Consider the following 11,999-nt stretch of genomic DNA (forward strand, 5'->3'; position numbering starts at 1 on the left):
CTAAGCTTGTTATCGACAGAGATCCACGATGATGATTGTTGGAGGGTTGAAAAGTGGCTGATCCTTTTACACTTGAACACCGCACATATTACGGAATCGAAAAAACACTTGATAAGGTGACCGCAGGTTTTTCTACAAGACATGGCGGGGTGAGCCAAGAGCCATTTCGTACCTTGAATTTAGGATTGCATGTGAATGATGATGAGGTAAATGTCATTGAAAACAGGAAACGCTTGGCTGAAGCAATCGGTACTCAGCTAAACCAGTGGGTTTTTGCTCACCAAGTCCATGACAATCAGATACAGAAAGTCGGACAGAAGGACAAGGGAAAGGGTTCAAACTCCTATGATTCGGGAATGATGGGGATAGATGGATTGTTTACGAAGGAGAGAGACCTTGTTCTTGCCCTAGCATATGCAGACTGTGTACCGATTTATTTCTTTTCAAAAGAGGTCCATATCGTAGGCATCGCTCACGCAGGATGGAAAGGTTCTGTGAAAGGGATCGCTTCCCGTATGATTGAAACTTGGGTGAAAGAGGAAAATGTGCCTGTTGAATCGATCCATATTGTTGTTGGTCCATCAATCCAGCATTGTTGTTATGAGGTGGATCAACGTGTCATATCACAAGTTGATGGTGCTCTCGAAAGAGTGTACGATAGACCCTATACCTCGACAGAAAATTCGAAATTTCAATTGAATCTACAGCAATTGAATAAGCAGCTTCTCTTGAAATCCGGAGTTTTAGAAGAAAACATCCATATTACGGACCTTTGTACAAGCTGCAATGTAAATGAATTTTTTTCTCATAGAAAAGAAAAGGGATCAACTGGGAGAATGTTAGGGTTCATCAAGTTGGATCAATAGGAGGTGTACATAGAACGATTGACTATATCAGAAAACTTGCTTCAGATTAAAAATGACATAGCTCAAGCTTGTCAAAAGTCTAATAGAGACCAGGAAAAGGTATCAATCATTGCAGTGACAAAATACGTCAGTGTCGAAACTACCCAAGAAGCGGTTTCGGCAGGAATTGTCCATCTTGGTGAGAATCGAGATGATGGCTTTTTACATAAATATGAACAGGTCAATGGAGATGTCCAATGGCATTTCATTGGTACACTCCAATCCCGAAAAGTAAAATCGATCATTGAAAAGGTTGATTATATCCACTCATTGGACCGAATGTCACTTGCAAAGGAAATCAACAAAAGAACAAACCGCAAGATCAAATGTTTTGTCCAAGTTAATGTTTCTGAAGAAGAATCGAAGCACGGCTTAGATGCTGAAGAAGCTGTAGAGTTTATCAAAAAAGTATCACAGTATGAGCATATTGAAGTTGTAGGTTTGATGACGATGGCTCCATTCATATCAGATGAAGAAAGGCTGCGAAAGATCTTTCGGACGATGCGTTTGCTGAAAGAAAAAGTACAAGCATTGGGCCTTTCACACGCACCTTGTTCAGAGCTATCCATGGGAATGTCAAATGACTATAAGATTGCCGTAGAGGAAGGCGCTACTTTTGTCCGTATCGGTACATCATTAGTTGGAAAAGAAATATGAGGAGGGCTCTCCATGGGAATTAAATCAAGGTTGAAGAATTTTTTCGCATTTGATGACGATTTATATGATGAAGAAGATTATGAGGTAGAACAGCCAGAAGGTGAAGAAGTCGAACCAATGACTCGTTCACGCCGAGATCAGAAAAGTCAGAATATCGTCAGTTTACAAAGTGTTCAACAGCAAGTGAAAGTCGTTCTGATCGAGCCGAGGACATACTCTGAAGCACAAGAAATTGCAGATCAATTGAAGAACAGAAGAGCAGTCGTAATGAATCTGCAAAGAATCCCGCTTGACCAGGCAAAACGTATTGTCGATTTTCTTAGCGGAACAGTGTACGCCATCGGTGGAGATATCCAAAAACTTGGTCCGAACACTTTCATGTGCACACCAGATAATGTAGACGTTTCAGGTGCAATTTCTGAAATGACTGGTGAAGAATAGAAGCTTAAAAGGGTGGTTATAGAGAATGCTAGAAGATATCCTAATATTTGCAATAGGAGCTTATCGATGGTTGATCATCATTTATATTTTCATGTCCTGGGTACCTAATGCGAGAGAGTCATCCTTTGGTCAATTTTTAGGGTCGATTTGTGAACCGTTCCTCTCTCAATTCAGAAAAATCATACCACCGCTTGGAATGATTGATCTGTCACCAATCGCAGCATTGTTTGCACTGTTCTTTGCTGAGATCGGTGTCCGTGCATTATTTGATTATCTGTAGGTGTCGATATGTCGATATATGATCATTTCAGACCAGAAGAACAGCCATTTGTGGATCAAGTGTTGGAATGGCGGAAACTCGTACTGGATCAATACAGGGTCAAAGTTACAGATTTCCTGGATCCAAGAGAGCAGCAGATTGTAAAATCTCTTCTTGGTACGAATGATGAAGTCCGTTTTCAAATCTGGAAGGGGTACCAGGGCATTGAACGTTCAAGAGCCTTGCTGTACCCCATTTATTATGAACCTCAAGAGGAAGACTTTGAAATCGTATGTCTTGAGGCAGATTATCCATCAAAATTTGTCACCATCCATCATTCAGACGTCCTTGGTTCTTTAATGAGCCTCGGCTTGAAACGGAAGAAATTCGGTGATATTTTAATGGATGACTCCAAATTTCAACTCATTCTGGCAAGTGAGATTGCAGACTACGTCCGTTTGAATTTCAATTCGGTAGGGAAGACATCTGTAAGTACAAATGTGATTTCCCATGACAAATTGAACAGCAAGGACGAAGAATGGGCGACGGCAGCAAGTACAGTAAGTTCTTTGAGGTTAGATGTCGTATTGTCCGAAGTATTTCGTCTATCACGGTCAAAGGTGGTACCTTACATAACGAACAAAAAAGTAAAGCTGAATTGGAAGATTGTCGATCAGCCTTCAAGAATTTTAGAAGAAGGAGACCATCTTTCTGTACGAGGTATTGGAAGAGCGAAACTCATTTCTATTGATGGTAAAAGTAAAAAAGGGAAATGGAAAATTACGTATGGTACAAAAAATTCCAAATAAGAGAAGGATTTGGTATTGAATATGTCGAAAATGAAAGAAAGTAAAGACATCGATACGGGGGTGGCGTCATGCCTTTAACACCATTGGATATTCATAATAAAGAGTTCAATCGTGGGTTTCGAGGATATGATGAGGATGAAGTAAACGGATTTTTAGATCAAGTCATCAAAGATTATGAAGGTGTCATACGTGAAAAGAAAGACTTGCAGGAAAAGCTAGCGAAAATGGAAGAGAAGCTTTCCTACTTTACGAACATCGAAGAAACGTTGAACAAGTCGATCGTGGTGGCACAGGAAACGGGCGAAGAAGTAAAGCGCAATGCAAATAAAGAAGCCCGCTTGATTGTAAAAGAAGCAGAGAAAAACGCTGATCGAATCATAAATGAAGCACTGTCAAAATCCAGGAAAATCATGCTCGACATCGAAGAACTGAAGAAACAATCTTCCGTTTACCGTACACGTTTCCGAATGCTGATCGAAGCTCAACTGGAAATGCTGAAAAATGAAGATTGGGAGCATCTGATGCCTCCAAAAGATGAAAAAGAACAGGATCAACTTACAGAGTCGGATGCTGAAAAAGCAAACATAACTTGACGTAGTATTTTAAAATTCGGTATACTTTGATGACAGGAACATATACCTACTAAGATGGGGACAGTACGATTAGGTCATCTTTCAAAGCGAACCGGGATTGGTGGAAGCCCGGTAAAGATCCTAGTAAGGAAGATCACCCCGGAGTACCGCGCTGAATAACAATGAGTAAGCAGCGGCGCATCATTCACGTTAAGAATGCTGAGTGGTTTGTATGAAAAGGAATCATATAGACTATTAGGGTGGTACCGCGAGTCAACCTTCTCGTCCCTATTGGGGATGAGAAGGTTTTTTATTTCATTATAATAGATGGAAAATCTTTTTTGCAGTAAAAGTGAACGTTGGCTCAGCTTGTCATAAAGCTCGGATTCTCCACATTCACGTCAATCAATGAGTAAAGAAATTTTGGAAGGGCAGGAAAGACATATGAATTACAAAGACACGTTATTGATGCCGAAAACTGATTTCCCAATGCGGGGCGGTCTTCCGAACAAGGAGCCGAACATTCAAGAAACATGGGAGCAACAGAAAATTTATGAAAAAGTACTTGAGAAAACGAAAGGCCAACCGAAATTCATCTTGCACGATGGACCACCATATGCAAATGATAATATCCACCTCGGCCATGCTGAGAACAAGGTATTGAAAGATATCATTGTCCGTTATAAATCAATGAATGGCTTCAACGCGCCATACGTTCCTGGTTGGGATACACATGGATTACCGATCGAGACAGCTCTCGCTAAGAAAAAGAAGGTAGACCGAAAGAAACATACAATCGCTGATTTCCGTAGGATGTGTGCAGACTATGCGCTTGAGCAGGTTGAATTACAGAAAGAACAATTCAAGCGTCTAGGTGTACGAGGCGACTGGGATAACCCATACATCACATTGAATAAAGAATACGAAGCGGAACAAATCAAAGTATTCGGTGAAATGGCGAATAGAGGGTTGATCTATAAAGGGAAGAAACCTGTTTATTGGTCTCCATCATCTGAATCTGCATTTGCCGAAGCAGAAATCGAATATAAGGACAAACGGTCTCCATCCATCTATGTCGGATTCAAAGTCAAGGATGGCAAAGGCGTGGTTGAAGAAGATGTGTCTGTAGTCATCTGGACGACCACACCATGGACGATTCCCGCCAACCTCGGTATCGCAGTCCATCCAGATTACACCTATGTCGTCGTGGAAACTGCCGGAAACAAATATCTGGTGGCAGAAGATCTTCTCGAACAGTTGACAGAAGTATTGGAATGGGGAGATCCAAAAGTACTAAAACAGGTTAAAGGGACAGATCTTGATAAAGTGGTTGCAAAGCATCCGTTTTATGACCGAGATTCATTACTGATGCTGAGTGATCACGTTACGACTGATTCAGGTACTGGATGTGTCCATACTGCTCCTGGCCACGGTGAAGATGACTTTAAAGTCGGGAAACGTTATGGTATCGGCATCCTTTGCCCGGTTGATGACAAAGGCGTCATGACAGAGGCAGCACCAGGTTTTGAAGGAATGTTTTATGATGATGCTAATAAACCGATCACAGAAAAACTTCAAGAGTCAGACGCTTTGCTTAAATTGGAATTCATCACCCACTCCTATCCACATGACTGGAGAACAAAGAAACCGATTATTTTCCGAGTGACTGACCAGTGGTTTGCATCGATTGATAAAATCAAGGATCAGATCCTTTCAGAAATCAAAAATGTCAAATGGTATCCACACTGGGGTGAAACTCGTCTCCACAACATGGTTAAGGATCGAGAGGATTGGTGTATTTCGCGTCAAAGAGCTTGGGGTGTACCTATTCCGGTCTTTTATGGTGAAGATGGAGAGCCGATCATCACACAAGAAACGATCGAACATGTTTCGAACCTGTTCCGCGAGCATGGATCCAATGTCTGGTTTGAATGGGATGCGAAGGATCTTTTGCCTGAAGGTTTCCAATCAGAACATAGCCCGAATGGCGAATTCACCAAAGAAACAGATATCATGGATGTCTGGTTCGACTCAGGTTCTTCACATCAAAGTGTATTGAATGAACGTCCTGAATTACAACGACCTGCTGATGTATATTTGGAAGGAACTGACCAATACAGAGGTTGGTTCAACTCTTCTTTATCTACAAGTGTGGCTGTAACTGGAAAATCACCATACAAGACGATCATCACTCATGGGTTCGTACTTGATGGTGAAGGTAAAAAGATGAGCAAGTCGTTAGGCAATGTCATCGATCCGATGAAAGTCATGAAGCAACTAGGGGCAGACATCATCCGTCTATGGGTTTCTTCTGTAGATTATCAATCGGATGTACGTGTTTCTGATGAGATCCTGAAGCAAGTTTCTGAAGTATATCGTAAAATCCGTAATACACTCCGTTTCATGCTCGGGAACTTGAATGGCTTCGATCCAGCGAAGCATCGCGTGGCTTATGAGGATATGAACGAGCTTGATCAATACATGCTTGTCAAAATGAATGAGTTGGTTGGACGAGTGAAGGATGCATATGATGATTATCAATTTTCATCTGTATATAATGCGATCCACAATTTCTGTACAATCGAATTAAGTTCATTCTATCTTGATCTCGCAAAAGATACTCTGTATATTGAGGCAGAAGATGATCATAAACGTCGTTCAATGCAAACTGTTTTGTATGACAGTGTTGTTGCATTGACTCAGCTCGTCACACCGATCATCCCGCATACAGCGGATGAAGTATGGCAGTATATCCCTGGTGAAAAGGAAGAAAGCGTCCAACTGACGACCATTCCTGATGCCAAGGCTTATCCGAATGCTGAAGATCTTCTAACCAAATGGGATCAAATGTTGGATATCCGTGACGAAGTACTGAAAGCATTAGAAAATGCACGTAATAAAAAAGAAATCGGGAAATCACTTGCAGCATCGATTGAGCTTTATCCGAACACAAAAGCTAAAGAGCTCTTGAACAACGTAGGTGAACTTGATAAATGCTTCATTGTATCACATGCTGCAGTCGCTGGAGACAAAGAAAATGCTCCGGAACAAGCGGATGTGTATGAACAAGTAGGAGTTGTCGTAAAGGCAGCTGAGGGTGAAACTTGTGAGCGCTGCTGGACAGTTACACCGACTGTCGGTAAAGACGATGAACATCCTACCTTATGTACACGTTGTGCAACAGTCGTCACTGAGAATTATCAATAAAGGTACAATCATGAAAGCTGTTCTGTTTAGAGCAGCTTTTTTGTATTTACTTCTAGCTTCATGAGACCGTTCGAGTGCGAAAAACCGTGTGCAAAGTACTCATGAAAGCTTCATAAAAGCATAATGATACCCTGTTTTTAGGAAAACACGGAAACAAGGTACTCAATCGATGAATTTTGATTAACTTTGTGTTGTAAAATGAATCGCTCTGGTCAAACTATAACTACTATGCAATAGGAAGGAAGTATCGTCATGAAATATGAGCATCTGAAAAAGCAATTGGAAGAAAGAAAACAACAGATCTTGCATGAGTTTGATCAAAATGACCATTACGGATTGAACCGAGGCTTTGCTAGTGATACTTCATCAGGCGAGCTTTCACAATATGATAATCATCCAGCTGATTCAGGAACAGAGCTATATGAGCGTGAAAAAGACATCGCATTGAACGGCCACCTGAAGGAAGAACTGTCTGATATCGAATATTCATTGAATAAGATGAAGGAAGGGACATACGGGATTTGTGAAGTGACAGGAAAAGAAATTCCGATGGAACGATTAGAAGCCCTCCCTACTGTGCGTACTGTAAAAGAGGTCTCACCAAACCAAGAAATGTCCTCTGATCGTCCGATTGAAGAGGAAGTTTTAACAGAGATGGAAGATGAATATTATTCTGAACATGATAACAATGAATTCAATACGCCAAACGTTTATTACGAAGTGGCATCCTTCAATGAAAACAGCATGACATATGAGGATTCTTCTATCGTGGATGAAGAAGATAATACAGAATATGTTGAAGAGTATGAGCAATTCGTTTCAACTGATATCGAAGGCTATACTGGCGCTGACCATGTGAATTTTGAACGTAATGTTGAATACGATGAATTCATGGACGAACAGGATCTCATGGAGGATGAACAGTCTTAAAGCGAAAGGCTGTTCTTTTTTATCCTTGGCTTTGTTATTCTCCGTTGTTGATTGTTGAAACGGGCGATCGGTGATCCTCCTCGCTCACTTGCACAGGATGTCAACACAAAAATGAAATCATTTTTGTGTCTCCGATGAGAATTCTTAGAAGCTTTCCTTATGCTGGCTTCGACGTTCACCATAGGACGTGGTGGTACTTAGTCGAAGTTCATTATTATAGTCGAAGATCCTTAAATCACTGCGGAGTTTAGCCTGGCTCGCTTTTTCAGCAGGAGTGTAGCAAATTTCGCTTAAAGAAATGCGCTATTGAAAAATCCATTACAGGATTAAACAGCGCCTTATCTTTTATCAATTGTCCGGGGTTCACCGACCTTTTCGTAAAACGAGAAATCTAATTGTGAAAGCACCTTCTATATGCTAAAATTTAACGGGTAGAAACGAAGGTGGGATTAATATGCGCTATTATGCTTTGGCGATCTTTGTATTGATTATCGATCAAATTACCAAATGGTTTGTCGTAACGAAAATGGAGTTAGGGGAACAGGTTACAATTATCAACGATTTCTTCTATTTGCATTCACACCGGAACCGTGGAGCTGCGTTCGGTATTTTACAAGGGCAGATGTGGTTGTTCATCATTGTCACAATCATTGTCATTGCAGCGGTTGTTTATTATTTACATACTGAAGCAAAAGGAAATGTGTTATTAAGTACATCATTAGGTCTTATTCTTGGAGGTGCGATCGGAAACTTCCTTGATCGTTTATTTCGGGGCGAGGTTGTGGATTTCCTTGATTTTCATATCATCAACTACGATTTTCCAATTTTTAATATAGCGGATTCCTCCCTGGTGATCGGCGTCGGAATGATTGCACTTGCCTTTTTACTGGAAAGCAGAACGCAGAAGGAGAATTAAGATGGAGCTAGTTCATATAAAAGTAACAGATGAAAATACACGTGAACGAGTCGATAAAATCATTTCAACTGAACAAGAGGGGACTTCACGTTCACAGGTCCAACAATGGATCAAAGAAGAGCGCGTGAAAGTAAATGGTGAATCGGTCAAAGCGAATTATAAATGCCAAAACGGAGATGTCATCGTCATCGAAATTCCTGAACCAGAAGAGCTTGAGGTGATACCTGAGGAAATGGATCTGGATATCGTCTATGAGGATGGGGATCTCCTTGTCGTGAATAAACCAAGGGGAATGGTTGTACATCCAGCCCCAGGCCACATGTCAGGCACGCTCGTAAACGGTTTGATGGCTCATTGTAAAGATTTGTCTGGGATCAACGGTATCTTGCGCCCAGGAATTGTGCATCGGATCGATAAAGATACTTCCGGCCTTTTGGTTGTCGCCAAAAATGATTTGGCTCATAAACATTTAGGGGAGCAGATGAAAGCGAAAACGACGACCCGTAAATATGAGACCATCGTACACGGTGTGATTCCCCATAACAAAGGGACGATCGATGCACCAATCGGAAGGGACAAACATGATCGTCAAAAAATGACTGTGACGGATACGAACAGCAAGGATGCTGTCACCCATTTCAATGTGCTTGAACGGTTCAGCCGTTATACTTTTGTAGAATGTATATTAGAGACTGGCCGGACCCATCAGATCCGTGTCCATATGAATTATATCGATTTCCCTGTTGCGGGTGATCCGAAATATGGACCTAAGAAAACATTGCCGATTGATGGGCAAGCACTCCATGCAAAAACATTAGGGTTTGTGCATCCAAGAACTGAAGAGAAGATGGAGTTCACATCGGAACTTCCAGACGACATGCAAAGGTTATTGGACGAACTTCGTCGAAATAAAGCTTGACAGGTTCCGATCCCTTTGAGATAATCAGTTCAATAATAAAATAAGACCTTTAAAATCAGTCCCGTGAGGCTGAGAAGGTAACGGTTAGGTTTCAGGAGCCAGGAGTGTCTTCTGAATGATTTATGTCCAACTATACCCTCTCACCAAACGGTGAGAGGTTTTTTAATGAGAAAAGAACTAACCTTACCAGGCGCTTAGATAAGAATCAGGGGGTGTTGAGATGGAGCAAACCGTATTGCTGGATCAGCAAGCGATCAAAAGAGCACTTACGCGAATTGCCCATGAAATTTTAGAGCGAAATAAAGGGACGGAAAACCTTGTCCTTGTCGGTATCAAGACGAGAGGTGTCTACTTGGCGGAAAGGCTGAGTGAACGAATCGAACAAATCGAAGGTGAAAAGGTGAGTAAAGGGGAAATCGATATCACCTTATACCGGGATGACCTCTCGAAGAAAACAGAGAATGAAGAACCGATGCTCAAAGGAACAGACATACCGATCGATGTGACGAACAAGACGGTGATTTTAGTAGACGATGTCCTATATACTGGCCGGACTGTAAGAGCAGCAATGGATGCCCTTATGGACCTCGGCAGGCCATCACAAATCCAATTGGCTGTCCTGATTGACCGGGGCCACCGTGAATTACCGATTCGTCCAGATTATGTCGGGAAAAATGTACCGACATCCCGAGATGAAATCATAAGTGTCGATTTGACTGAAGTTGATAAAGTTGAGCAAGTAATCATACAAAAAAACTGAAAATGGCCCTTTTTAAGTCAGTCCCGTGAGGCTGGCAAAGGGGAATGAGATGACGTGGGAGAGGACATAGGAAGTCCTGTATCATGCCCTGCATTTCATCCAACCTCTTTGCGCCCGCAGAGAGGTTTTTTATCGGGCCTCAAATGTTGAGGAGGAAAATAACATGAATCAGAAAGAATCTGTAGGAATCAGAGAGATACCTAAGCCGGGTAAGTGGCTGACATTGAGTATACAGCATTTGTTCGCAATGTTCGGTGCGACAATTCTTGTTCCATTCTTGGTAGGATTAAGTCCCTCGGTCGCGCTCATTTCAAGTGGACTGGGTACCTTAGCGTATCTAATAATCACAAAAGGACAGATTCCTGCCTACCTTGGCTCATCATTCGCATTCATCATGCCGATCCTTCTAGCAAAGTCGCTCGGAGGTTTGGAAGCAGTCATGGTCGGGAGCTTTCTAGCAGGCCTTGTATACGGAGTCATCGCTCTGTTAATCCGTACGATGGGAATCAAGTGGCTGCTCCAGATTTTCCCGCCAATCGTCGTCGGTCCAGTCATCATCGTCATCGGACTTGGCCTCGCTACCACTGCAATCGATATGGCGATGTACATTCCAGGATCAGATCCGCAGGAGTATAGCTTGCTACACTTTTCAGCAGCACTTGTAACACTGGGAATCACGATTGTCGCTGCTATATTCCTCAGAGGATTTTTCAGCCTTATCCCTGTCCTTGTCGGAATTATAGGAGGTTACACGTACTCCTACTTCGTCGGACTGGTTGATCTCGCACCTGTCCGTGAAGCTCAATGGATTCAAATGCCGGAGCTGATGGTTCCGTTCGCAACTTATACACCCTCATTCTCATGGCAGATTGCTCTCATCATGGTGCCGATCGCTGCTGTGACTATCACAGAGCATATAGGGGATCAGATGGTCCTCAGTAAAGTCGTCGGTAAAAACTTTATCGAAAAGCCTGGACTTCACCGTTCGATCCTAGGGGATGGTGTAGCCACAATGATCGCTTCATTCCTGGGCGGTCCTCCGAATACGACCTATGGAGAAAACATCGGTGTCCTTGCTATCACAAAAGTATTCAGCGTGTTCGTTGTAGGTGGAGCGGCAGTACTTGCAATACTGTTCGGTTTTGTCGGTAAAATATCAGCACTGATCGGTACGATTCCAACTCCTGTAATGGGAGGCGTATCAATCCTCTTATTCGGTATCATCGCGTCTTCCGGTTTGAGAATGCTGATCGACAATAATATCAATCTTGGAGAAAAAAGAAACCTTGTCATTTCATCAGTCATCCTTGTCCTGGGTGTTGGTGGTGCGACAATCGAAGTGACTGAAGAGTTCCAGATCGCAAGCATGGCATTGGCGACCATTACAGGGATCATCCTTAACATTGCTATTCCGGGGCGTGATAAAGACGTTCATAATTCGAAGATATTTTCTGATATCAATGAAAACAATGCAACTAAAAAAGATTCTGTAGCTTAATCTCGAGTAACCATCTTTTAAAGATTGGTCCTGTGAGACCGAAAGGGTGGACGGCTAGGGATTGCATCCAAAACTGCACGGCATTTCACGTCTGCAGAATAGATGCATCCCTTCCAACACGCTTTT

12 protein-coding genes and 1 other annotated feature are annotated in these 11,999 nt (G+C 42.2%); all 12 genes read left to right on the forward strand.

Annotated features, from left to right (window positions below):
• The first annotated feature begins 53 nt into the window (after positions 1–53).
• The 12 genes from pgeF to ACJROX_RS11585 all read left to right on the forward strand — a co-directional run bounded on the left by pgeF (position 54) and on the right by ACJROX_RS11585 (position 11,873).
• Positions 54–866: a peptidoglycan editing factor PgeF gene (gene pgeF, locus ACJROX_RS11530; RefSeq protein ID WP_408010906.1), complete on the forward strand. Its 813-nt coding sequence runs from the start codon at positions 54–56 to the stop codon at positions 864–866.
• 18 nt (positions 867–884) lie between these two features.
• On the forward strand, positions 885–1,562 hold the full coding sequence (locus ACJROX_RS11535) for a YggS family pyridoxal phosphate-dependent enzyme (RefSeq protein WP_408010907.1): 678 nt from the start codon (positions 885–887) through the stop codon (positions 1,560–1,562).
• A 12-nt stretch (positions 1,563–1,574) separates the two neighbouring features.
• Positions 1,575–2,003 (forward strand): cell division protein SepF, encoded by a 429-nt coding sequence (locus ACJROX_RS11540; protein WP_408010908.1) that lies wholly within the window; start codon positions 1,575–1,577, stop codon positions 2,001–2,003.
• A gap of 25 nt (positions 2,004–2,028) precedes the next feature.
• Entirely contained in the window at positions 2,029–2,283 is a 255-nt protein-coding gene (locus tag ACJROX_RS11545; RefSeq protein WP_221564122.1) for a YggT family protein, read from the forward strand.
• An 8-nt stretch (positions 2,284–2,291) separates the two neighbouring features.
• Positions 2,292–3,071, forward strand: a complete 780-nt coding sequence (locus tag ACJROX_RS11550) for an RNA-binding protein (protein WP_408010909.1) — start codon at positions 2,292–2,294, stop codon at positions 3,069–3,071.
• 68 nt (positions 3,072–3,139) lie between these two features.
• Entirely contained in the window at positions 3,140–3,664 is a 525-nt protein-coding gene (locus tag ACJROX_RS11555) for a DivIVA domain-containing protein (RefSeq protein WP_408010910.1), read from the forward strand.
• A 42-nt stretch (positions 3,665–3,706) separates the two neighbouring features.
• Positions 3,707–3,936: a binding site (T-box leader), on the forward strand.
• 151 nt (positions 3,937–4,087) lie between these two features.
• A complete protein-coding gene (ileS, locus tag ACJROX_RS11560) occupies positions 4,088–6,850 on the forward strand; it encodes an isoleucine--tRNA ligase (protein ID WP_408011635.1) in 2,763 nt (920 codons plus the stop codon).
• 252 nt (positions 6,851–7,102) lie between these two features.
• The gene (locus ACJROX_RS11565; protein ID WP_408010911.1) at positions 7,103–7,780 is read left to right on the forward strand and encodes a TraR/DksA C4-type zinc finger protein; all 678 of its coding nucleotides are present in this window, start codon (positions 7,103–7,105) and stop codon (positions 7,778–7,780) included.
• A 454-nt stretch (positions 7,781–8,234) separates the two neighbouring features.
• On the forward strand, positions 8,235–8,696 hold the full coding sequence (gene lspA, locus ACJROX_RS11570; RefSeq protein ID WP_408010912.1) for a signal peptidase II: 462 nt from the start codon (positions 8,235–8,237) through the stop codon (positions 8,694–8,696).
• Position 8,697: 1 nt separating this feature from the next.
• On the forward strand, positions 8,698–9,615 hold the full coding sequence (locus ACJROX_RS11575) for an RluA family pseudouridine synthase (protein WP_408010913.1): 918 nt from the start codon (positions 8,698–8,700) through the stop codon (positions 9,613–9,615).
• A 220-nt stretch (positions 9,616–9,835) separates the two neighbouring features.
• On the forward strand, positions 9,836–10,375 hold the full coding sequence (gene pyrR, locus ACJROX_RS11580) for a bifunctional pyr operon transcriptional regulator/uracil phosphoribosyltransferase PyrR (RefSeq protein WP_408010914.1): 540 nt from the start codon (positions 9,836–9,838) through the stop codon (positions 10,373–10,375).
• A gap of 163 nt (positions 10,376–10,538) precedes the next feature.
• On the forward strand, positions 10,539–11,873 hold the full coding sequence (locus ACJROX_RS11585; RefSeq protein WP_408010915.1) for a solute carrier family 23 protein: 1,335 nt from the start codon (positions 10,539–10,541) through the stop codon (positions 11,871–11,873).
• Positions 11,874–11,999 lie beyond the last annotated feature (126 nt).

This window comes from Pseudalkalibacillus sp. A8 (assembly GCF_045920555.1).
Classification (GTDB): domain Bacteria; phylum Bacillota; class Bacilli; order Bacillales; family Fictibacillaceae; genus Pseudalkalibacillus.